The organism is Nonomuraea mangrovi (assembly GCF_042681425.1).
Classification (GTDB): domain Bacteria; phylum Actinomycetota; class Actinomycetes; order Streptosporangiales; family Streptosporangiaceae; genus Nonomuraea; species Nonomuraea mangrovi.
The window spans coordinates 386,603-409,055 of record NZ_JBHUFV010000061.1 but is presented as its reverse complement, the minus strand read 5'-3'; the positions used below and the strand labels follow the sequence as shown (position 1 = coordinate 409,055).

21 protein-coding genes and 1 riboswitch are annotated in these 22,453 nt (G+C 71.4%); of the genes, 15 read left to right on the top strand and 6 right to left on the bottom strand.

The window, feature by feature from the left end:
- Nucleotides 1-60: 60 nt before the first annotated feature.
- The 12 genes from mihF to ACFSKW_RS40795 all read left to right on the top strand — a co-directional run bounded on the left by mihF (nt 61) and on the right by ACFSKW_RS40795 (nt 12,796).
- Nucleotides 61-384, top strand: coding sequence for an integration host factor, actinobacterial type (mihF, locus tag ACFSKW_RS40850; RefSeq protein ID WP_183658973.1), 324 nt, complete (start codon nt 61-63; stop codon nt 382-384).
- A gap of 139 nt (nt 385-523) precedes the next feature.
- Nucleotides 524-1,060 carry a guanylate kinase gene (gene gmk / locus ACFSKW_RS40845; RefSeq protein WP_379579373.1) on the top strand — a complete coding sequence of 179 codons (537 nt, stop codon included), beginning with the start codon at nt 524-526 and terminating at the stop codon, nt 1,058-1,060.
- A gap of 24 nt (nt 1,061-1,084) precedes the next feature.
- Entirely contained in the window at nt 1,085-1,354 is a 270-nt protein-coding gene (gene rpoZ / locus ACFSKW_RS40840; RefSeq protein ID WP_358123574.1) for a DNA-directed RNA polymerase subunit omega, read from the top strand.
- A gap of 7 nt (nt 1,355-1,361) precedes the next feature.
- Nucleotides 1,362-2,564: a bifunctional phosphopantothenoylcysteine decarboxylase/phosphopantothenate--cysteine ligase CoaBC gene (gene coaBC / locus ACFSKW_RS40835; RefSeq protein WP_379579371.1), complete on the top strand. Its 1,203-nt coding sequence runs from the start codon at nt 1,362-1,364 to the stop codon at nt 2,562-2,564.
- 213 nt (nt 2,565-2,777) lie between these two features.
- Nucleotides 2,778-3,146 carry a hypothetical protein gene (locus tag ACFSKW_RS40830; RefSeq protein WP_379579369.1) on the top strand — a complete coding sequence of 123 codons (369 nt, stop codon included), beginning with the start codon at nt 2,778-2,780 and terminating at the stop codon, nt 3,144-3,146.
- A gap of 129 nt (nt 3,147-3,275) precedes the next feature.
- A complete protein-coding gene (gene metK, locus ACFSKW_RS40825; protein WP_379579367.1) occupies nt 3,276-4,463 on the top strand; it encodes a methionine adenosyltransferase in 1,188 nt (395 codons plus the stop codon).
- Between the two features lie 118 nt (nt 4,464-4,581).
- Nucleotides 4,582-6,642: a primosomal protein N' gene (locus tag ACFSKW_RS40820; RefSeq protein ID WP_379579365.1), complete on the top strand. Its 2,061-nt coding sequence runs from the start codon at nt 4,582-4,584 to the stop codon at nt 6,640-6,642.
- A gap of 49 nt (nt 6,643-6,691) precedes the next feature.
- Entirely contained in the window at nt 6,692-8,290 is a 1,599-nt protein-coding gene (locus ACFSKW_RS40815; RefSeq protein WP_379579364.1) for a hypothetical protein, read from the top strand.
- Between the two features lie 23 nt (nt 8,291-8,313).
- On the top strand, nt 8,314-9,633 hold the full coding sequence (locus ACFSKW_RS40810; protein ID WP_379579362.1) for a hypothetical protein: 1,320 nt from the start codon (nt 8,314-8,316) through the stop codon (nt 9,631-9,633).
- Nucleotides 9,634-9,828: 195 nt separating this feature from the next.
- Entirely contained in the window at nt 9,829-10,377 is a 549-nt protein-coding gene (gene def / locus ACFSKW_RS40805) for a peptide deformylase (RefSeq protein ID WP_183658990.1), read from the top strand.
- Nucleotides 10,378-10,379: 2 nt separating this feature from the next.
- A complete protein-coding gene (fmt, locus tag ACFSKW_RS40800; protein ID WP_379579360.1) occupies nt 10,380-11,312 on the top strand; it encodes a methionyl-tRNA formyltransferase in 933 nt (310 codons plus the stop codon).
- On the top strand, nt 11,312-12,796 hold the full coding sequence (locus ACFSKW_RS40795) for an RsmB/NOP family class I SAM-dependent RNA methyltransferase (protein WP_379579358.1): 1,485 nt from the start codon (nt 11,312-11,314) through the stop codon (nt 12,794-12,796). Before fmt ends, ACFSKW_RS40795 begins: the two co-directional genes overlap by 1 nt.
- A 5-nt stretch (nt 12,797-12,801) precedes the next feature.
- On the opposite strand, the gene ACFSKW_RS40790 is transcribed toward ACFSKW_RS40795, so the two are convergent.
- Nucleotides 12,802-13,218, bottom strand: a complete 417-nt coding sequence (locus tag ACFSKW_RS40790) for a VOC family protein (RefSeq protein WP_379579356.1) — start codon at nt 13,216-13,218, stop codon at nt 12,802-12,804.
- A 95-nt stretch (nt 13,219-13,313) separates the two neighbouring features.
- Here ACFSKW_RS40790 and ACFSKW_RS40785 point away from each other — a divergent pair, with 95 nt between their 5' ends.
- Complete coding sequence (locus ACFSKW_RS40785; protein ID WP_379579354.1) at nt 13,314-14,285, top strand: helix-turn-helix transcriptional regulator; 972 nt, start codon at nt 13,314-13,316, stop codon at nt 14,283-14,285.
- Between the two features lie 48 nt (nt 14,286-14,333).
- A complete protein-coding gene (gene rpe / locus ACFSKW_RS40780; RefSeq protein WP_379579352.1) occupies nt 14,334-14,996 on the top strand; it encodes a ribulose-phosphate 3-epimerase in 663 nt (220 codons plus the stop codon).
- Nucleotides 14,997-15,118: 122 nt separating this feature from the next.
- Here the strand turns inward: rpe and ACFSKW_RS40775 are convergent, their stop codons facing one another.
- Genes ACFSKW_RS40775 through ACFSKW_RS40755 form a run of 5 tightly spaced genes read right to left on the bottom strand, consistent with a single transcriptional unit; the run spans nt 15,119 to nt 20,916 of the window.
- Nucleotides 15,119-16,120 carry an ABC transporter ATP-binding protein gene (locus tag ACFSKW_RS40775; RefSeq protein ID WP_379579351.1) on the bottom strand — a complete coding sequence of 334 codons (1,002 nt, stop codon included), beginning with the start codon at nt 16,118-16,120 and terminating at the stop codon, nt 15,119-15,121.
- Entirely contained in the window at nt 16,117-17,097 is a 981-nt protein-coding gene (locus ACFSKW_RS40770) for an ABC transporter ATP-binding protein (protein ID WP_379579349.1), read from the bottom strand. Before ACFSKW_RS40770 ends, ACFSKW_RS40775 begins: the two co-directional genes overlap by 4 nt.
- 11 nt (nt 17,098-17,108) lie before the next feature.
- The gene (locus ACFSKW_RS40765) at nt 17,109-18,089 is read right to left on the bottom strand and encodes an ABC transporter permease (RefSeq protein ID WP_379579347.1); all 981 of its coding nucleotides are present in this window, start codon (nt 18,087-18,089) and stop codon (nt 17,109-17,111) included.
- Between the two features lie 54 nt (nt 18,090-18,143).
- Nucleotides 18,144-19,916 (bottom strand): ABC transporter substrate-binding protein, encoded by a 1,773-nt coding sequence (locus ACFSKW_RS40760; RefSeq protein WP_379579345.1) that lies wholly within the window; start codon nt 19,914-19,916, stop codon nt 18,144-18,146.
- 7 nt (nt 19,917-19,923) lie between these two features.
- On the bottom strand, nt 19,924-20,916 hold the full coding sequence (locus ACFSKW_RS40755) for an ABC transporter permease (protein ID WP_379579343.1): 993 nt from the start codon (nt 20,914-20,916) through the stop codon (nt 19,924-19,926).
- A 247-nt stretch (nt 20,917-21,163) separates the two neighbouring features.
- Between ACFSKW_RS40755 and ACFSKW_RS40750 the strand changes: the two genes are divergently transcribed.
- Nucleotides 21,164-21,973 carry an oxygenase MpaB family protein gene (locus tag ACFSKW_RS40750; protein ID WP_379579341.1) on the top strand — a complete coding sequence of 270 codons (810 nt, stop codon included), beginning with the start codon at nt 21,164-21,166 and terminating at the stop codon, nt 21,971-21,973.
- A 254-nt stretch (nt 21,974-22,227) separates the two neighbouring features.
- A riboswitch (FMN riboswitch) is annotated at nt 22,228-22,358 on the top strand.
- Nucleotides 22,359-22,453 lie beyond the last annotated feature (95 nt).

Genomic DNA, 22,453 nt, shown 5'->3' with positions numbered 1-22,453 from the left:
TTGACCAGCTAGTTTCCCATCCCGTCCGAGTACATCGACAGAAATTCGAGGTGACCCGGCGTGGCTCTTCCTCCCCTGACCCCTGAGCAGCGCGCCGCAGCCCTTGAGAAGGCTGCCAAGGCCCGTAAAGAGCGTGCCGAGGTCAAGAACCGACTCAAGCACGGCGCGGTTTCTCTGGCTGAGGTGCTCAAGGATGGGCAGACCGACGACGTCATCGGCAAGATGAAGGTGTCGGCTCTGTTGGAGTCGCTCCCCGGCGTGGGCAAGGTCCGCGCCAAGCAGCTGATGGAGCGGCACGCTATTGCCGAGTCCCGCCGCGTGCGGGGTCTCGGCGCGAACCAGAGGGCTGCCCTCGAGCGCGAGTTCGGTGGCAACGAGGGCTAACCTCGGTACCACACGAAAGCGCAGGTTCGACGGGGGTAACGAAGTGACCGACAGGTCCTGGTCCGATGGTGAAGGCACGGATCGCGGTGGTTTCGTTCCCCCTGGTGGCAACGCGCACCAGCACGGTGCCACCAGGCGGTTGACGGTCCTGTCAGGGCCGTCAGGCGTCGGCAAGTCCACGGTCGTCGCCGAGCTCCGGCGGGCACACCCCGAGGTGTGGCTGTCGGTCTCGGTGACCACCAGGAAGCCCCGCCCCGGCGAGACGCACGGGGTCGAGTACTTCTTCGCCGGCAACGACGAGTTCGACGGGCTCGTCGAGTCGGGCGAGCTGCTGGAGTGGGCCGAGTTCGCGGGCAACAGGTACGGCACGCCGAGGCAGGCCGTGCTCGACAAGCTCGCGGCCGGGGTGCCCACGGTGCTGGAGATCGATCTCCAGGGTGCCAGGCAGGTGCGCGAGAGCATGCCGGAGGCGCTGCTGGTCTTCCTGGCCCCCCCGTCGTGGGAGGAGCTGGAGAAGCGCCTTCGAGGGCGCGGCACCGAACCCGAGGACGTCATCGCCCGCCGGCTCGAGGCCGGGCGCGTCGAGATGGCGGCCGAGAAGGAGTTCGATACCACGCTGGTGAACACGAACGTCCAGGACGTATGCCACAGGCTGATAGCCTTGATGACCGCATAGCATTCCGACGAGAGGTCTGACAACGTGGCAGGCATTGCCCCGACGACCGAGGGCATCACCAACCCCTCGATCGACTCGCTGCTCGACATCGTCGACAGCAAGTACTCCCTGGTCATCATGGGTGCCAAGCGCGCCCGCCAGATCAACGCCTACTACTCCCAGCTCGGCGAGGGCCTGCTGGAGTACGTCGGCCCCCTGGTCGAGACCCACGCGCAGGAGAAGCCGCTGTCCATCGCGCTCCGCGAGGTCGCCGACGGTCTCCTCAACGCCGAGCCCATCGAAGGCGCGGTCTGACCCTTCCATGAGGGTCGTCCTGGGCGTCAGCGCGGGCATCGCCGCCTACAAGGCCTGCGAGCTCCTGCGCCTGTTCACCGAGTCGGGCCACGAGGTGCGGGTCGTTCCGACCCGCGACGCGCTGCGGTTCGTGGGCGAGCCCACGTGGGCGGCGCTGTCAGGGCACCCGGTGGCCACCGACGTGTGGGACGACGTGCACGAGGTGCCCCACGTACGGCTCGGCCAGCGCGCCGACCTCGTCGTGGTCGCGCCCGCGACGGCCGACGTCCTCGCCAGGGCCGCCCACGGCCTGGCGGGCGACCTGCTGACCAACACGCTGCTCACGGCCAGGTGTCCCGTGGTGTTCGCGCCCGCGATGCACACCGAGATGTGGGAGCACGCGGCCACCAGGGCCAACGTGGCCACCCTCCGCGAGCGGGGATCCATCGTCATCGACCCCGCCGTCGGCCGCCTCACGGGCGCCGACACGGGTCCAGGCCGGCTGCCGGACCCCGAAGAGATCTTCGAGATCTGCCTCCGCGTCATGGCGGGCCGCCCTCGCGACCTGGCGGGACGCAAGGTCGTCATCTCGGCGGGCGGCACCCGCGAGGCTCTCGACCCGGTCCGCTACCTCGGCAACCGCTCCTCGGGGCTGCAGGGATACGCCCTGGCCCGCACGGCGGTCGCGCGCGGCGCCGAGGTGACGCTCGTGGCGGCCAACGTGTCGCTCGGCGACCCGGCGGGCGCCAAGGTCATCAGGGTCGAGTCCGCGGTGGAGCTGCGCGACGCCGTGCTGTCGGCCGCCGCCGACGCCGACGCGGTCGTCATGGCGGCGGCCGTGGCCGACTTCAGGCCCGCCGTGCGCCACGACTCGAAGATCAAGAAGACCTCGGGCGAGCCGGAGCCGATCGAGCTGGTCAAGAATCCCGACATCCTCGCCGAGCTGGGCGAGCGGCGGCGCGCGGGCGCTTTCGCCCCCGCGCGTCCTGCGGTGATCGCGGGCTTCGCGGCCGAGACCGACGACGTGCTCGCCAACGGCAAGGCCAAGCTCGCCCGCAAGGGATGCGACCTGCTGGTGGTCAACCAGGTGGGGGAGGGGCTGGCCTTCGGCACCCCCGACAACGCCGCGACGATCCTGGCCGCGGACGGATCCCAGGTCGAGGTGCCACGCGGGCCCAAGGAGGACCTCGCCGACGCCGTGTGGGACCTGGTCGCCGCCCGCCTGTCCTGAGCACCGCCCGCCCGTGACGGTCGCGGCCCGCCCGATCGGCGAGCCCGAGATCGCCGTGGCGGCACTCCGGCCCCTGCGCGTCCCGAGCGGGCCGGTTCACAGGGGAGATCAGGCGGTCGGGAAAGGCCGGGTTCCGGCATGGCCCGTTACCTGATCAACTGTTGCGGCACCCCGCCTGCCTGCGGATACTGAGGGTCGGCGAGGGGGGATGGGATGCCGGTGACGTCGGCTGTCAGGGATCGCTGCAGGGCTCTGCTGCGCCAGGGGGAGGAGATCCGCTATGTCTTTCCCGCGCTGTCGATCGGCCCGCCCGGCGTCGCGAACTTCCTGATCGTCGTCACCGACAGGTCCGTCTCCGTCCTGGCCACCAGGATGCTCAGGAGCGACCGCCCTGTCGCGCTCTACGCCGCCTTCCCCCGCGCCACGAGGCTCGGGCCGATCACCATGGCGCCCAGCCCCGTCATCCAGCTCGGTGAGATGTTCTTCGAGTTCGACGAGGAGTACGCCGCCGTCGTCGCCGCGGCCGACGCCGAGGTGTTCGAGCCCGACACTCTGCCCCTCGATCCGCTCCCTCACCTCTGACAAGGGGCAGAATGGGAGCAGTTTCGCGGGGCGCGGGCATGTGGGGCTACACTTCGGCGATGGCCCTGGCGTGTCTCTACCGCCCGAGCCGTACATCCGTCAGCAGCCGCTGCATGAGGAGCCACTGAGTTGTCACGTCGCCTGTTCACCTCCGAGTCGGTCACCGAAGGCCACCCGGACAAGATCGCCGACCAGATCAGTGACGCGATTCTCGACGCCATGCTCAAGGACGACCCCAAGTCCAGGGTCGCCGTCGAGACGCTGATCACTACCGGCCAGGTCCACGTCGCAGGCGAGGTGACGACCGAGACCTACGTCGACATCGCCGGCGTCATCCGCGAGAAGATCCTTGAGATCGGCTACGACGCCTCCCACAAGGGCTTCGACGGCGCCTCCTGCGGTGTGTCGGCCTCCATCGGCGCCCAGTCGCCCGACATCGCCCAGGGTGTCGACGACGCCTACGAGCACCGCGTCGAGGGTGACGTCGACGAGCTCGACCGCCAGGGCGCCGGCGACCAGGGCCTGATGTTCGGCTACGCCTGCCGTGAGACGCCCGAGCTGATGCCGCTGCCGATCACGCTCGCGCACAAGCTCGCCCGCCGCCTTTCCGAGGTGCGCAAGTCCGGCCTGGTGCCCTACCTGCGTCCCGACGGCAAGACCCAGGTCACGATCGAGTACGACGGCGACAAGCCGGTCCGTCTCGACACCGTCGTCGTCTCCACCCAGCACGCGGCGGAGATCGACCTCAAGGAGATGCTGACGCCCGACATCAAGGAGCACGTGGTCGACCACGTCCTCGCCGGGATCGACATCGACATCGAGGGCTACCGCCTGCTGGTCAACCCGACCGGCAGGTTCGAGATCGGCGGCCCGATGGGCGACGCAGGCCTCACCGGACGCAAGATCATCGTCGACACCTACGGCGGCATGGCCCGCCACGGCGGCGGCGCCTTCTCCGGCAAGGACCCGTCCAAGGTCGACCGCTCGGCCGCCTACGCGATGCGCTGGGTCGCCAAGAACATCGTCGCCGCGGGTCTCGCCGACCGTGCCGAGGTCCAGGTCGCCTACGCCATCGGCAAGGCCGAGCCCGTGGGTGTCTTCGTGGAGACCTTCGGCACCGAGAAGGTGGCCGTGGAGAAGATCCAGGAGGCCGTGACCAAGGTGTTCGACCTGCGTCCCGCCGCGATCATCCGCGACCTCGACCTGCTGCGCCCGATCTACTCCGAGACCGCCGCCTACGGCCACTTCGGCCGTGAGGGCTTCTCGTGGGAGTCGACCGACCGCGCGCCCGCGCTGCGCGAAGCCGCCGGTCTCTGACCGCTCGCCTGACGACGATGCCGCACTCCGGAAGGGGTGCGGCATCGTCGTCGCATGGCCGGGTCCCGTGCCGTCCGCAGCCGTCCGGCGGGCGCCGCGCATCTGGTAGACGTAGTCTGTGACCGACTCCGACGACGCCCTCCTGCCCCTTGAGGCCGTGCGCCCCGCGGAGTCGGCCAGGCGGGACCTCGGCGCGCCTGTGGCGGCCGCTGAGCTCCCCGTGGCCAGGATCGTCGTCGACAGTCCGCTGCCGCATCTCGACCGGCCCTTCGACTATCTGGTGCCCGAGGCCATGGACGGCGACGCCGTGCCCGGCGTGCGGGTGCGCGTGCGGTTCGCGGGGAAGCTGGTGGACGGATTCCTGCTGGAGCGCGTGTCGGGCAGCGAGCACGAGGGGCGGCTCACGGCCCTCGAACGGGTCGTGTCGCCCGAGCCCGTGCTGACGCCCGAGATCGCCGGGCTGGCCCGCGCCGTCGCCGACCGCTACGCAGGAACGCTGGCCGACGTGCTGCGCCTGGCGGTCCCCCCGAGGCACGCCCGCGTCGAGGCGGAGAAACGCGACCCCGTCGCCGAGGGCGAGGGCGGCGGCGACGGCGCATGGGACGCCTACCCGATGGGCGCCTCCTTCCTCGACGCCCTGAAGAACGGCAGGTCGCCCAGGGCGGTGTGGGGCGCGCTGCCGGGCAACACGAGCTGGGCCCGCCCCGTCGCCGAGGCCGTCAGGGCGACGCTGGACGGCGGCAGGGGCGCCGTGGTCGTCGTCCCCGACGGCAGGGACGTCACGTTCGCCGACCAGGCGCTGTCCGAGGCGCTCGGCCCCGGCAGGCACGTCGCCCTCACCGCCGACCTCGGTCCAGCCGAGCGCTACCGCCGGTGGTTGCGCGCGCTGCGCGGCCAGGTCAGGGCCGTCGTCGGTACGAGGGCGGCGATGTTCGCGCCCGTGGAGAAGCTCGGACTCGTCGTCATCTGGGACGACGGCGACGACCTGCACGCCGAACGGCTCGCCCCCTACCCGCACGCCAGAGAGGTGCTCGCCCTCCGCGCGCACAGGGCGGGGGCGGGCATGCTCATCGGCGGCCACTCCCGTACGGCGGAGGCCACCCAGCTCATCGCCTCGAAGTGGGCCAGACCGATCGTGGCGGACAGGCAGGCCATCAGGGCGGTCGCGCCGAGGGTCAGGCCCGCGGGGGAGGACGGCGAGCTGGCCAAGGACCAGGCGGCCCGCGCGGCCAGGCTGCCCAGCCTCGCGTGGCGGGCCCTGCAGCAGGGGCTGGAGGAGGGCCCCGTGCTCGTGCAGGTGCCCAGGCGCGGCTACCTTCCCTCGCTGGCCTGCCGCACGTGCAGGGCGGCCGCCAGGTGCGAGCACCCGCCGACCCGCGCGACGATCACCGGTGAGCAGCTGTGCCACGGGCCGCTCGCGCTGCGTGGCGGGCACGCGGCGCCGTACTGCAAGTGGTGCGGGCGGATCGCGGGCGACTGGCGGTGTCCTTCGTGCGGCGACGGCAGGATCCGCGCGTCCGTGGTGGGCGCCCGGCGCACCGCCGAGGAACTGGGCCGCGCCTTTCCCTCGGTGCCGGTGAAGACCTCGGGGCGCGACGGCGTGCTGGCCACGGTCGGGCCGGGTCGCGCGCTCGTGGTGGCCACGCCCGGCGCCGAGCCCTTCGCCGAGGGCGGCTACACGGCCGCGGTGCTGCTCGACGGCTGGGCGATGCTCGGCAGGGCCGACCTGCGGGCAGGGGAGGAGGCCGTCCGGCGCTGGATGAACGCCGCCGCGCTGCTGCGTCCGGCCGCGGAGCTGGTGGTGCTGGCCGATGCCGCGATGCCGGCCGTCCAGGCGCTGCTGCGCTGGGACCCGATCACGCACGCCGAGCGCGAGCTGGCCGACCGGCGGGAGCTGGGGTTCCCTCCGGCGGTGCGCATGGCGACCCTGACCGGCGCGCCCTCGGCGGTCAGGGAGATGCTCGGCGAGGTGAGGCTGCCGCAGGAGGCGCAGGTCCTCGGCCCCGTACCGGTGGACACGCGGCGCGCCGAGGGCGAGCAGGAGCGCGCCATGATCCGCGTGCCGCGATCGCTGGGGCCGCAGTTGGCCATCGCGTTGAAAGGGGCCACGGGGGTGCGTGCGGCGCGTAAGGCGCAGGATGTCGTGAGGGTAAGTGTTGACCCTCTCGACCTGATATAGCCTCTTTCCCCGATTCGCGTGCGCGTAAGTCGTCCGTTAGCGTCGCCCTGTGTCGATCGAATGGGTGAACCGAGCCATCGACGATCTGCGCGCCTGGGGTCGGGCGCACGAAGTCGACGTGGACGCGGACGAGATCCGTCTGCTCTGCGACTACGCCAGCGACTATCTCAACGTGACCGAGCTCGGCGAGTTCACTCCCGCCACCTTCGACGAGCTGCTGCTGTCGATCTACCCGCGTAAGGTCATCGCGCCGCCGGAGAGCGCGCAGGAGACCGTCGCGGCCTCGCGCACGCTCGTCGACTTCCTGCTCGACCTCGGTGAGATCTCCGAGGACGGCGCGCGGGAGATGCGCGCCACCCTGGCGCGGATCGAGCCCGAGATGGCCACCGCGCTGGCCGACCCCGCCAACTTCGGCATGGCCAAGAGCCTGTTCAGCTCGATCGGGCCCGAGTCGCTCGAACAGGCGGTCGCCATTCCCGCGGGTGAGCTGCCCGAGCTGGGGGAGGCGCCGTGCGACTGCCCCGCGTGCGCGCCGCTGCCCGCCGTACGGCTGGCGCCGAGGGCGGAGCTGGAGGCGGCCGTCGAGGCCGTGCCGATACTGGCCGACGCGCGGCGGCTGCGCGCGTGGGTGGCCGAGCGCGGCTCCACGCCCACCGCGAAGGGGCGGCTGCGGGCCAGGGACGCCGCGGCCGCGCCCCTGCCGTACGCCGGGCTGCTGTGGGACCTGGGTCGCCTGCCGGGCTCCGACGATCCGCTGGAGTCGTGGGCGCGCACGGTGGAGTTCCTGCTGGAGAAGGACACCGGCGGCCAGGTCACCGGCTCCGCCGAGCTCGACGAGGAGCTCTACGACCTGTTCGACATGCTCTACCGCCTGCAGACGCCCGCCCCGGTGAGCGTGGTCGCCGAGTACCTTCAGGAGCTCACCGAATACAGCGGCGTCGACGTCGAGACGGCTCTCGACCGGCTGGCCCACTGCGGGCTGCTGGGGCGTGCCGACGACGCCGTCACGCTCACCCCGCTCGCCTGTTACGGCATGCGCCGCCGCTACCTCGCCCACGGCCTCGACGCGCCGGAGGCGGAGGACCTCGCGGAGGCCGACGCGATGGGCCTGATCGAGGGCCTGCTGTCCGGCATCCCCACCGAGCTGGCCGAGGAGGACATCCAGCGCTGGCTGGAGCGCAGGAGCGCGGCGGAGGCCGCGGCCGAGCTGCTGTCGGCCGCCGGGGGCGCGCCCGCGGTGGCGCGCGGCATCGCGGTCACCATCGTCGACAGGCTCGACTCCGCCGCCGAGAGCGCGGTCAGGGCCTGCCTGGATGACCAGGAGCTGCGCCCGCACGCCATACACTGGCTGACCGCCCGCGGACTGCCCGCGCCTCCGCTCACCCAGGAGGAGCTGCTGTGGGTGAGCGTCGACATGCTCGCCCTCGCCATGCCCGCCGCGGAGGAGGATCCCGAGATCTTCGCCGAGAACATCGCGGCCTCGGGACCGCCCGCCCACGTGATCGAGGAAATGTGGCGGGTCGACCACCCCGACGTGGTCGAGGTGCTCGAACTGCTCGGGCGCTCCATCCCCGACGGCACCCTCGCCAAGGCCGCGAGGAAGGCCGCTTTCAAGGCCCGCTCCCGTGCGATCGGTACCTCCCTGTGACGGCTGTGCAGTAAGTTTCGTGAGTGGCAAACAACGTCTTCGACCTCACCGAGCTGCGCAAGCCCCCTCCGATCGAGGACAAGCACGTCGAAGGCCTGGTCTTCCCGCCGGTCGCGCTGGCGCCCGACGCCGACCTGGCCAGGGCCGTGCCGGGAGTGCCGCTGGTCGCCGACGCCCTGCGCCTGACGGCGTGGACGGGCACCCGCCCCGTCACCGAGCACGGCCTGCTGCGCGCCGCCGACGCCGAGGCGGCCGTCGCCGAGCTCGGCCTGGTGGCCGGGCGGCTGCGCCTGCTGTGGGTGGTCGCGGTCAACACCCAACTGCTGCAGATCATGAGGGGGACGGCGAGCCGCGGCCCGCTCCCGCACCAGCTGTCCGTCGAGGCGACGCTGGAGTTCTGGGACGGCGTGGTGATGGACGTCCTCGACAGGGCCGAAGAGGGGCTCAGCGGGTCCGCCGTGGTCGACGAGCACCTGGCCGAGACGCTGGCCACCATCTACTCCGTGCGCACCGGCGTGGCCGCCGCCACCCTGGCCAAGGGCATCCTCCAGTCCCATGAGGTGGCATGCGACCCCGGCGCGGTGGAGCTTCGCCGTCTGGCCGCGGCCCTGCCGGCCGAGCTCTTCGACGCGCTGGCGCTGCTCGAGTACTGCGGGCTGGTCGAGCAGACCACCACGGGCCATTTCAGGCTCACCCCGCTCGGGGTGTGGGCGGTCCGCCGCGACCTGCTGCGCGAGGGCCACGACGCGCCGACGGCGGCCGAGGTCGAGGTCTACTCCGACTACGCGGCGGCCGAGCTGGTCGAGGCGATGATCACCGGTGTGGTCACCCCGAGCGTGGTCGCCCACTGGCTGGAGCGCCGCTCGCCGGAGTCTGCCGCCCACGAGCTGGTCCAGGTCGCCGCGTCAGGAACGGCGGGCCAGCGCGGCGCGGTCGGCACCATCCTGGAGGAGCTCGGTCCCGAGGCCGAGCTGCCCGTCCGCAAGGCCCTCGACGAGCCGCTCATGTGGCGCTACGCCGCCTCGTGGCTGCACATCCGCGACCTGGCCGCGCCCCCGCTCAACCCCGGCGACCACACCTGGATCGCGATCGACTCCCTTGCCGCGCTGCTCTACTTCGCCGACGCGCCGGGCGCGATGGGCTCCTTCGACGTGCTGGAGGCAGGCGAGGAGCTGGTACGCCTGGTCGGCGAGATGGCCACGGTCGACCACCCCGACACGATCGCCGTGCTCGACCTGCTGGCCGACCACCACGGCGACCAGGCGGTGGCCAAGGCGGCCAGGAAGGCGGCGATGAAGGCCCGGTCGGCGAGGGCGATGGCGACCGGCGACGAGCCAGGCTAGGCGACGGCCGCCGGCATGTGGGCAACCCCGCCAGGAGCCCCAGGCCCGCCCCCGTGCGGCGTCCCGCCTGCGACCGGGGTCCGCGCCCCTGTGGGCGTCCGGCCTGCGAGAGGGTGGCCGGGGGTTCTCCGGGGAGGGTTGGCGTTTCTCCCCAGTAAACTGGGGTGATCCCATCGATGCGAAACGGAGTACCCCTTGTCCATTCAGTCGATCCGGCTGTTCGGTGACCCGGTGCTGCGCACCCCGGCGGCCCCGGTCGTCGACTTCGACAAGGAGCTGCGCAAGCTGGTCAAGGACCTCACCGACACGATGATGGACGCGCCGGGGGCGGGTCTTGCCGCCCCGCAGATCGGCGTCGGCCTGCGCGTGTTCACCTACTACGTCGACGACCAGCTCGGACACCTGATCAACCCGGACCTCGACCTGTCGGCCGACCTCGACGAGGAGGGCGAGGAGGGCTGCCTGTCCTTCCCCGGGCTGTCGTTCCCGACGCCGCGCGCCATCCGGGCGGTCGCCAAGGGATTCAACATGCACGGCGAGCCCGTCGTGCTCGAAGGCACCGACCTGATGGCCAGGTGCTTCCAGCACGAGACCGACCACCTCGACGGCATCCTGTTCATCGACAGGATGGACCCCAAGCAGCGCAAGCTGGCGATGAAGGCCATCCGCGAGGCCGAGTGGAGCGGGCTGTCGGCCCCCACCGTCAAGTTCTCACCCCACGCCACGGGCGGGAGGGCCCTCTGACGATGCGCCTGGTCTTCGCTGGCACCCCCGAGACCGCGCTGCCCTCGCTGCGCGCCCTGATCGACTCGCCGCGCCACGAGGTGGTGGCCGTGGTCACGCGCCCGGACGCCCGCGCGGGCCGAGGCCGCGCGCTGCACCCGAGCCCCGTGGCCGACCTGGCCGCCGCCGAGGGCATCGAAGTGCTGCGGCCCGCCAAGGTGAGCGACCCCGCGTTCCTCGACCGGCTGAACGAACTGGCGCCCGACTGCTGCCCCGTCGTCGCCTACGGGGCGTTGCTGCCGCAGGCCGCGCTCGACATCCCGCACCACGGCTGGGTCAACCTGCACTTCTCGCTGCTGCCCGCGTGGCGGGGGGCGGCGCCCGTGCAGCACGCCGTCCTGCACGGCGACGAGATCACCGGTGCGGCCACCTTCCAGATCGTGAAGGAGCTCGACGCGGGCCCCGTGTACGGGGTGGTCACCGAGGAGATCAAGGGCACCGACACCAGCGGCGAACTGCTCGCCAGGCTGGCCGAGTCGGGGGCGGGGCTGCTGGCGGCCACCCTCGACGGGATCGAGGACGGCACGCTCGAAGCGCGGCCCCAGCCGCTCGACGGGGTGTCGGTCGCGCCGAAGCTCACCGTGGACGACGCCAGGATCGACTGGAGCGCGCCCGCGATGCGCGTGGACAGGCTGGTGCGGGCCTGCACGCCCAACCCCGGCCCATGGACGACCTTCCGCGAGCACCGGATCAAACTCGGCCCGGTACGGCTCGCGGCCGAGGCCGAGCGGCTGGCGCCAGGCGAGCTCGTGGTGGCGGGCAAGAACAGCGTGCTGGTCGGCACCGGCACCCACCCGGTGGAGCTGGGCGAGGTGCAGCCGCAGGGCAAGCGGCTCATGACGGCCGGCGAGTGGGCGCGCGGCGTGCGCGTCACGCCGGCGGATCGGCTGCTCTGATGGCCGAGCGGGGCGCGTCCTCAGGCGGCGGCTCGCGCCGCGGGGGCTTCTCGGGCGGCCGGGGTTCTTCGGGCGGGCGGCCTTCCCCTGGTGGCCGGGCCAGGAAGCCCGCGCGTGACGAGGCGCGCAACGCCGCCTACGACCTGCTGAGAGCGGTCGACGAGCGCGACGCCTACGCCAACCTGCTCATGCCGCGCCTGCTGCGCGAGCGAGGGCTGAAGGGCAGGGACGCGGCTCTGGCGACCGAGCTGGCCTACGGCACGCTGCGCGGCCTCGGCGGCTACGACGCGATCATCGCGATGTGCGGCGACCGGGAGCCCGACCCCGCCGTCCTCGACGCGCTGCGCCTGGGCGCCCACCAGCTGCTCAAGATGCGCGTTCCCCCGCACGCCGCCGTCGGCACCACCGTCGACCTGGTACGGCTGCGCATCGGCACCGGCGCCTCCCGCTTCGCCAACGCCGTCCTCCGCAAGATCGCCTCCAGGACGCTCGACGAGTGGATCGCGATCGTCGCGCCTCCCGCCGGCAGCGACCTCGTCGGCCACCTGGCGATCGCCCACAGCCACCCCCGCTGGATCGTCAGCGCTTTCCGCGACGCGCTCGGTCGTGACGCAGAGGAGACGGCCGACCTCCTGGCCGCCGACAACGCCAGGCCCGTGGTGACGCTCGTGGCCAGGCCGGGGCGCAGCTCCGTCGAGGAGCTCGAGGAGGCGGGCGCCGAGCCAGGCCGCTACTCGCCCTACGCGGCGTACCTGCCGGAGGGTGACCCCGGGCAGATCCTCGCGGTGGCCGAGACCCGCGCCGCCGTACAGGACGAGGCGAGCCAGCTCGTCGCGCTCGCGCTCACCAGGGTGCCCGTCGACGGGCCCGACGACCGGTGGCTCGACATGTGCGCGGGCCCTGGCGGCAAGGCGGGCCTGCTCGACGCGATCGCCACGCACGGCGACCTCGCGGCGGGCAAGAGCGGGGAGGCGGCGTTCGCGTTCGCAGGCGGGGCCAGGATGCTGGCCGCCGACGTGCAGTACCACAGGGCCCGCCTGGTCTGGCAGACCACCAGGCAGGCCGCGGTGATCACCGCCGACGGCACCGAGCCCGCCTGGCGGCCCGGCTCCTTCGACCGTGTGATGCTCGACGCGCCCTGCACGGGGCTCGGCGCGCTGCGCCGCCGTCCCGAGGCCAGGTGGCGGCGCGACCCGGCGAGCGTGGCCGAGCTGGGCGCGCTGCAGCGCCACCTGCTCGGGACCGCTCTGGATTCGCTCCGGCCCGGTGGAGTCGCCGCCTACGTCACCTGCTCGCCGCATCTGGCCGAGACCCAGGTGGTGGTGGCGGACGTGCTCAGGCGCCGCGACGACGTCGAGCAGCTCGACGCCCGCGCCTTCCTGCCGGGGATCGACGGGCTCGGGGAAGGCCCGCACGCGCAGTTCTGGCCGCACCGTCACGGCACCGACGCCATGTTCCTGGCCCTGCTGCGCAGGCGGGCCTGATCCCGCTACTTCTGCATCGAGCTCAGCACCGACAGGTAGTGCTGGTTGTACATGAGGCCGAGGACGTTGCCGAACGGGTCGACGACCGACGCCGTGACGAACCCCGGCCCTCTTGTGACCACCGGCTGATACTCCTTCGCGCCCATGGAGAGCAGCTTCTCCATGGCCGCGTGGACGTCGTCGACGTGCCAGTAGACGACCGCGCCGCCCGGCTCCCCGGGGGCGCCCTCGGGGGCGTAGCCGCTGTGGATCAGGCCGAACTCGTGCTGGTAGTCGCCGACGCGGAACTCGACGTAGGCGAGGTTGCCGTCGGGGCCCGACCGCTCGAAGTAGGGCTCGATGCCGAACACCTCGGCGTACCACCGCGTGGCGGCCCGCATGTCGTCGGCCCAGAAGCTGGTGGTGGTGAGGCCTCGCAGCATGGGTGGCTCCTTCGTGTTCTCGGTGAGTGACAATCTTCATTCTTCTCCTCAAAGTGCTCATCAAATGAGCACTTTCTTTTGCGAGACTGTGGTTCATGCGAGCCGACCGTCTGGTGGCCGCCCTGCTGCTGATGCAGTCGCGGGGCAGGATCACCGCCACCGAGCTGGCCGAGGAGCTCGAAGTCTCCGTGGCCACCGCCAGGCGTGACCTGGAAGCGTTGTCGGCTGCGGGCATCCCCGTCTACCCGCAGCCGGGCAGGGGCGGCGGCTGGTCGCTGCTCGGCGGGGCCCGCACCGACCTCAGCGGGCTGACCGCGCCCGAGGCCCAGGCGCTGTTCCTGCTCGTCGGACCGGCGGCGGCCATCGCCCCCGAGGTCAAATCGGCGCTGCGCAAGCTCGTGCGAGCGCTGCCACAGACGTTCAGGGCCGAGGCCGAGGCCGCGGCGAGCGCCGTCGTGATCGACCCCGCCCGATGGGGCGAGCACGGCCGGCGGCGGCCCGAGCTGGTGGACATCCTGCAGAACGCCACCGTCCGCAGGCTGAAGGTCCGCCTGTCCTACACCGGCAGAGGCAAGGGACGCACCGAACGACTCGTCGACCCGTGGGGCCTGGTCGACAAGGACGACATCTGGTACCTGGTGGCGGGCACCGACGACGGACAGCGCACCTTCAGGGTCGACAGGATCATCGCGGCCGACGTGACCGACCTGCCGGCCGGGCGGCCCGCCGGCTTCGACCTGTCGCAGGCGTGGGGGCGGGTGGTCGACGAGGTGGAGCAGCACCGCTCGCAGCTGTCGGCCACCGTGCTCATCCAGGCGCGTTTCGTGCCCGTCCTGCGTGACCAGTTCGGACGGCACTGCGACGTGGTGGCGACGCTCGACGACGGGCGGGCGCGCGTCAGGGTCGCCGCGCCGACCCCGCTCATGATCGCCCAGTACCTCGCGGGCTGGGGCGCGCTCGTCGAGGTCGTGGACTCGCCTCCGGTGCGCGCCGAGCTCGCCAGGCTCGGCGCCGAGCTGGTAAAGCTGCACGGCCCGCCGGAGACCGGGGGGCAGGGTGTTCACTGAAGCCGGGTGCGGGCTCGGCGGCAGGCGTTCACTACACTCGGGGCCATCATGGCCGCTCAGATCTCTCCCAGCATCCTGTCCGCGGACTTCGCCCGTCTCGCCGACGAGGCCGCCCGCGTGCCCAACGCCGACTGGCTGCACGTGGACGTCATGGACAACCACTTCGTGCCGAATCTCACCCTCGGTCTGCCCGTCGTCGAGGCACTGCTCAAGGCCACCTCGACGCCGATCGACTGCCACCTGATGATCACCGACCCGGACAGGTGGGCGCCCGCCTACGCCGAGGCGGGCGCGGGAAGCGTCACCATCCACGCCGAGGCGGCCAAGGCGCCGGTGCGCACGCTGCGCCAGATCCGCTCCGCGGGAGCCCGCGCCGGGTTCGCGCTCAACCCCGCGACGGACGTCGAGCCGTACGCGGACCTGCTCGGCGAGATCGACATGCTGCTGCTGATGACGGTCGAGCCGGGGTTCGGCGGGCAGAAGTTCCTCGACATGGTGCTGCCGAAGATCCGCAGGGCGCGCTCGCTGGTCGAGCGGCACGGCGGCCAGATCTGGCTGCAGGTCGACGGCGGCGTCACGGCCGACACGATCGAGCGCTGTGCCGAGGCGGGCGCCGACGTGTTCGTGGCCGGCAGCGCCGTCTACGGCGCGGCCGACCCCGCCTCGGCGATCGACAGGCTCAGGGAACTGGCCACCCCCCACACCGGCTGACGCCAGGCTCCCGGGGCGTCGGAGGGCGGCGGGAGCGGTTCACGCTCTCCCGTCCTGCCGTCCGTCCGGCGCCGGGCCCGGGCGGGGCGGCCGGGGAGTGGCCCCGCATGGGCGCGGGCTCCTCAGGCGGCCGGACTGCCGGGCGGCGGTTCGGGGAAGTGGCAGGCGGTGAGGTGGCCCTCGCCGTTGCCGGGCAGCCGGACCAGCGGCGGTTCCTCGACCGCGCACGTGGGCTGGGCCTTCCAGCAGCGGGTCCTGAACCGGCAGCCTGACGGCGGGTCGATCGGCGAGGGGACGTCGCCCCGCAACCGGATCCGCTCCCTCGGGGCGCCGTCCACCTCCACCTCGGGCACCGCCGACAGCAGGGCGTGGGTGTAGGGGTGGCGTGGCCGCTCGTAGAGCGACGTCCTGTCCGCGATCTCCACGATCTTGCCGAGGTACATCACCGCCACCCGCTGCGAGAAGTGCCGCACCACCGCAAGATCGTGCGCGATGAACAGGAACGCGATCCCCAGTTCCCGCTGCAACCGCCGCAGCAGGTTGACGACCTGGGCCTGGATGGAGACGTCCAGCGCCGAGACCGGCTCGTCCGCGACGATCAGCCGAGGCTCCAGCGCCAGCGCGCGGGCGATGCCGATCCGCTGCCGCTGGCCGCCGGAGAACTCGTGCGGGAACCTGTTGACGTGCTCGGGGTTGAGCCCGACGGTCTCCAGCAGTTCGCGGACCTTGGCGTCCCGCGTGCCCGGCGAGTGGAGATCGTTGATGTCCATGGGGCCGCGCACGATCGAGCCGACCGTGTGCCTGGGGTTGAGCGACGCGTACGGATCCTGGAAGATCATCTGAATGTCCGGCCTGATCGGTTTCAGCGCACGCCGTCCCGCGTGGCTGATGTCGCGGCCGTCGTAGACGACCCGGCCGTCCGTCGGCTCCAGCAGCCTGGCCGCCAGCCGTCCCGCGGTCGACTTGCCGCACCCCGACTCGCCGACCAGGCCGAGCGTCTGCCCCGCCTGGATCGACAGGTCGATGCCGTCCACCGCGTGCACCTGGCCGACCTGCCGCCTGACCAGGAAGCCGCCCTTGACGGGGAAGTGCTTGCGCAGCCCCGACAGCTCCAGCAGCGTCATGGGCGGACCTCCTGCTTCTGCTTCGAGGTGAGGTAGCAGGCGTCGCTGTGCCCGCGGGGCGGGGAGAGCTCAGGCCGTTCGCCCGAGCACACCCGCGGTCCGGCCAGCGGGGCGAAGTCGCAGCGGGGGTGGAAGGGACAGCCCGGTGGCACGTTGATCAGGCTGGGCGGCGTGCCGCGCACCGGCACGAGTTCCTCGGTCACCGGGCGGCGCAGGCTCGGCATCGACCCGAGCAGACCCCAGGTGTAGGGGTGGCGGGGGTCGTGCAGAACCTCGCGGACCGTGCCGCGCTCGATGGCCCTGCCCGCGTACATCACCAGCACGTGATGAGCGGTGCTCGCCACCACGCCCAGGTCGTGGGTGATGAGGATGATGGCGCTGCCGGTCTGCTCCTGCAGGTCGCGCAGCAGGTCGAGGATCTGCGCCTGCACGGTCACGTCCAGCGCGGTGGTCGGCTCGTCGGCGATGAGCAGCGCCGGATCGCAGACCAGCGCCATGGCGATCGTCGCACGCTGCCGCATGCCGCCGGAGAACTGGTGCGGGAACTCCCGCGCCCGGGTCCTCGGCTGCGGGATGCCGACCCGGTCGAGCATCTCGACGGCCCGCTCCCAGGCGGCGGACCTGGAGGCGCCCCTGTGCCTGCGGTAGACCTCGGCGATCTGCGCCCCCACCGTGTGGTACGGCGAGAGCGACGTCAGCGGGTCCTGGAAGATCATGGCGATCTCGTTGCCGCGCAGCCGCTCCATCGTCGAGCGGGGCGCGCCCAGCAGGTCGCGGCCCTGGAAGACGATCCGGCCGGAGACACGCGAGGTCTGCGGGTCGTGCAGGCCGAGCACGGCCAGGTTCGTCACCGACTTGCCCGAGCCGGACTCGCCGACGACGCCCAGCGTGGTGCCCCGCTCCACGTCGAAGGACAGGCCGTCGACGGCGTGGACGACGCCGTCCTCGGTGTGGAAGTCCACGGTGAGATCGCGCACGTGGAGGAACACTAGGTCAGCCTCACCCTCGGGTCGATGACGGCGTAGAGGGCGTCGACCACGGCGTTCATGACCACGATCGCGCCCGCGGCGACCAGCACGGTGGCCATCAGCATCGGCAGGTCGGAGTAGGTGACGGCGCGGACCGACAGGCGGCCGATGCCCTGCAGGCCGAACGTGGTCTCGGTGATGATCGCACCGCCGATGAGCGTGCCGAGGTCGACGCCGAAGATGGTGACGACAGGGATGAGCGTGCCGCGCAGCGCGAAGCGCAGGACGACCGTACGGCCCGGCATGCCCTTGGCGCGGGCCGTACGGACGAAGTCCTCGCCCAGGTTCTCCACCATCGTCGAGCGGGTCATCCGCGTGTAGTTGGCGGTGAAGATGATCGCCAGCACCACCCAGGGCAGCAGCAGTCCCTGCGCCCATGCCAGCGGGTTCTGGGTGATCGGGGTGTAGCTCGGGACGGGAAGCAGCTTGCCCTGGTAGACCAGGAAATACAGGGCGAGCGTGCCGATGAAGTAGATCTGCACCGAGGCGCCGATCAGCGAGGCCACACTGGCGATCTTGTCGAGGGGCCGGCCGTGACGCAGCGCGGCGAGGATGCCGGTGCCGACGCCGAAGGTCAGGAAGATCGCCGCCGCGCCGACCGTCAGCGAGATCGTGACGGGCAGCCGATCGATGATCGTCTCGAACACCGGGGCGCGGTTGACGAAGGAGTAGCCGAGGCACGGGGCGGGACAGTGGCCGAGCCCGGGGAAGTCGCGCCCGGCGAAGACGCCGCCGAGCCAGGTGACGAACTGCACCACGACCGGCTGGTCCAGGCCGAGGTTGTGCCTGGCGAGCGCGAGCAGTTCGGGCGGGCAGACCTTGCCGCAGGCCAGGCTCGCGGGGTCGGAGGGCAGGGCGAAGAACAGGAAGAACGTCACCGCCGAGATGATCACCAGCGTGACCAGGGTCGTGATGGAGCGGCGGACGAGGAATCGGAGCACGGGGATCTCCTGCGGCGGGCGGGCCCCGGGCGCGGGAGCGCCCGGGGCGTGGCGCTACGGCTTCACGAAGATGGTGTTGGGAGAGACGATCCACTGCTGCGGGTCGATCTCCGCGCCGCCGACCTTGGAGCCGTGCAGCATCGTCGCTATGCGGTTCTCGGCGACGACCAGCGGCGTGATCGTCTCCTGGATCTTCTTGTCGAGGGCCATCCACGCGGCGTTCTGGGCGTCGATGTCGGGCATATCGGAGATCTTCTTCATCTCGGTCTTGAGCGCCGGATCGTTCAGGTGGGAGTAGTTCGGCGCGCCGTCGGCGACGGGGCCGAAGATGACGGGCAGGACCGTCGAGCCCGAGGCCCAGTCGGCGCCCCAGCCTCCCCAGTACAGGTCGAAGTCGTTCTTCACCAGGCCGATGGAGTCGTAGTAGGTCTTGCGGTCCATGGGCTTGGTGACGACCTTGATGCCCGCCTTCTCCAGCGCGTTCTTGATCGCGACCGTCACCCGCTCCTGCAGGGGGGTCTGGTTGTAGGCGTAGACGATGGTCGGCGTGGGATCGCTCGACTCGGCCAGCAACTGCTTGGCCTTCTCGATGTCACCCTCGGGCTTGGCGCCCTTGCCGAACACGTCATAGGACTGGTAGCCGACCGTGGTGTTCTCGTTGAGGATCGTCGTCGGCAGTGCCGCCGCCTGCGGCCCTCCCTCGATCTGCTGGATCTGCCTGGCCGGCCACGCGTGGTTGATCGCCTGCCGGATCTTGACGTCCTTCACCCTGTCGAGATTGAAGTAGTAGTAGTTGCCGTAGGGCGACGGGCTGATCATCCGCCTCGAGGCCAGGCTCTGGTCGCCCAGCACCTGCTGCAGGCGCTCGGGCGGGGTGATCGCGTAGAAGGTGAACGCCTGCTGGTCGGCCCCCGCGTCGGCGACCAGCCGGTCGGTGATCTGCAACGGCTCCTGGCCGAACTCCAGCTTCCACCCGTCGGGGTAGGCGCCCCTGATCGGGTCGGTGGCGGGATCCCACTGGGGGTTGCGGGCCAGCTCGTAGGACTTGTCGACGACGTGGGACTTGATGATGTACGGCCCGCTCGCCACGGGCTCCTTGTCGTACTGCTCCTTGGTGTCCTTGGCCTTGGGCACGATGCCGTACCCGGCCATGGCGAAGGCGTAGTTGGCGTCGGCGTGCGGTGACGTGAACTTGAAGACGACCGTCTTGTCGTCGGGCGTCTCGATGGCGTCGAGCTCCTTGCCGCCGTAGGGCCCTTCGTAGGCCGCGCGGTGGTCCACCTGGGTCAGCCACTGCTGGATGTAGGTCGGCCCCTGGGTGATGAAGGGGGCGAACATCCGCTCGATCGTCCACTTCACGTCCGCCGAGGTGATCGGCGCGCCGTCCTGCCACTTCACGCCGTCCTTCAGGGTGAAGGTCCAGGTCCTGCCGCCGTCGGAGGCGGTGCCCGCGTCGGTGGCCAGGTCGCCGACGAGCTTGTAGTCGCCCTTGGCCACCCGCTTGTAGCCGGTCAGTCCGCGATGGATGAGCAGGCCGAAGTTGGCCTCGGTGTTGACATAGATCTGGGCGGGGTCGAGATGGGAGAAGTCGTCCCTGTCGATCATTGTGACGGTGCCGCCCTTGACGACGCCTTCGGGCTCGATGGCAGGGCCCTTGGAGTCGTCCGCGGTCCCGACCGAGATCGTCGGCGGGGTGTAGGCGGCGGCCGGGGGCGCCGTCTGCTGGCTCGTCCCCGGTGGGGGAGCGCCCTGGTTGCCCGGCGCGCAGGCGCCGGTGAGCGCCAGGGCCGCGGCGGCGAGTACGGCGATGGCCGTGCGGACGGACATGTCTCTCCTATCGTTTGATCTTCGGGTCGAAGGCGTCGCGGACCGAGTCGCCGAGCAGGTTGAAGGCGACCACGAACGCCAGCAGCGCGACGCCTGGGAAGACGAGGTAGGTGATGTCGTTCTGGTAGACCTCCGTGCCGCGCAGGAACATGCGGCCCCAGTCGGGGATCGGCTCGATCATGCCGACGCCCAGGAACGACAGCGCCGCCTCGGCCGTCACCAGGGCGGGCAGCAGCAGCGTCGACTGGATGAGGATCGGCGTCCACAGGTTGGGAAGCAGTTCCCTGAACACCACCCTGGCGGGCGAGGCCCCCGTCACCCTGGCCGCCTCGACGAACTCCCGCTCCCTCAGCGTCAGCACCTGCCCGCGCAGCAGCCTGGCCAGCCCCGCCCAGCCGAACGCGGTCAGGACGACGACAAGTGTCACCGCGCGCAGCCACACGGGTGTCTGCTCGTCGGGCCTGACGAAGAGGTTCTCCACGACCGGCATGAACGCGATCGTGAACAGCACGGCGGGAAAGGACAGCACGATGTCGATCACCCTGCCGATGAGCGAGTCGACCCGTCCTCCCGCGTATCCCGCGACGATCCCGAGCACCACTCCGAGCAGCGAGGTCAGCAGCGTGGCCACCACCGCGATCAGCAGGGAGGTCCTGATGCCGTAGACGAGCTGGGTGAACACGTCACGGCCGAGACCGGGCTCGATCCCGAACCAGAATGCCGAACTCACGCCCCCGTTCGGCTGCACCGGATAACCGAAGTCGTTGAGCAGTCCGGGGCTTTCCTGGCCATAAAGCGTGTACGGGTCCCTGCCGTACACGAGTGAAATGAGCGGCGCCGAGACGGCGACGAGGAAGAAGAAGGCGACGACCAGCGCGGCGGCGACGCCGGTGCGGTCGCGTTTGAAGCGCAGCCACATCAACTGGCCCGGCGACCGGCCCACGGCCTGGGGTATCGGGGTCATGGCGGCGGCGTCGAGCGCCTGGGTCGGGATGGTCATGGGGGTGCTCCCGGATCTTTGTGCCTCGTTCGCACGTTCGCAGCAGCGACCCGGATAAATCAATGCCCGCGCCTTCTTTAACGATTCTGTCGAACAACGTGGACGTATTCGAGGCGCTATTTCCCGTTGCCGCACCGGCGAATTGGAGCGACAATCGGCGGCGTGTGGGACGGCTCGTCACGGAATCGCGACACGAACCCGACGAACCCCAGACATAGGATCATGGTTGTGGGGTAATTAAACACTTATGGAGGATCACGGGCTGTTCGGGCCGCAATCGGTGACCTGGCGGGTGATGGGGGAGCCCATCCTGCTGGTGGGCGGCTTCCGCGCCCTGCTCATGCAGGGCCTGCATCCCAGGGCGATGCGCGGAGTGCTGCAGAACTCCGCGCTCATGGACCCCGCCGAGTCGTGGTCGCGTTTCCTGCGCACCACCGAGTTCGTCAGGGTCCGCACGTACGGCACGCGGGCCGAGGTCGCCCGCGCGGGAGCGAGGGTCAGGAAGATCCACGCCACGTTGACGGCGCTCGACCCCGACACCGGCGAGCGCTTCCGTCTCGACGAGCCCGAGGCGTTGCGCTGGGTGCACGTCGGCGAGGTCGACTCCTACCTGTCGGTGGCCCGCAGGGCGGGGGTGCGGCTGACCGACGACGAGGCCGACAGGTTCGTCGCCGAATGGCGGTCGGCGGCCGAGGTGGTCGGGCTGTCGCCCGCGGACGTGCCGGGGTCGGTGGCGGAACTGCGCGACTACATCGGCGCCGCGCGGCCGGGGCTGCGTTTCGTGCCGGAGGCGGCCCACCCGCTGCGGATGTCGCTCAACGCGCCGCTGCCGCTGTACCTCGCGCCGTTGAAGCCGATGCTGCCCGCGCTCACGCTGCTGGCGTTCGCGACGCTGCCGCGGTGGGCCCGGCGGCTGTACGGGCTGCCGGCGACGCCGGTGGGCGATCTGTGGGCGACCGCGTCGCTGCGGGCGCTCCACACTGGGATCGGGTTCGTGCCGGCTCAGGTCCGCTACGCCCCCGCCGCCCGCCGCGCCCGCCGCCTCATGGCGGCGTGACGCCTGTCCGGCGGCGCCGGGTCGTGGCGGCCCGGCATCCGGGCGTCCGTGTGGTGCGCCGGGCGTGGTGGCGTGATGTCCGGACGGTCTGTAGGGCCCGCCGGGCCTGGCGGGCCCTCCGGCGCGTGGCGCCGCCCTCCGAAGAGACGCTGCTCGGGCGGCGGCGGGGCACTGACCAAGCGTTTGTTTGGGTTTGTTGGCGGGGGTGGTCGCGCCGGGCTTTTCGGGCATGGCACACTGGACGAGAACAGAGCTAGCGTGCTCCGGGGTCGGTGAAAATCCGAACCGGCGGTGACAGTCCGCGACCCGGCCGATGCCATCGGCCGGTTGACTCGGTGAAATTCCGGGACCGACGGTGAAAGTCCGGATGGGAGGAAGCGCGCGGGTGTCCGGTGTCCAACCGGGCGCCTCTGTGGTGCATGCGTCGCAGCACCCTGTCATCCCCGGGGCCCGCCGTAGCTGAGAGCTACTGGCGAGTAG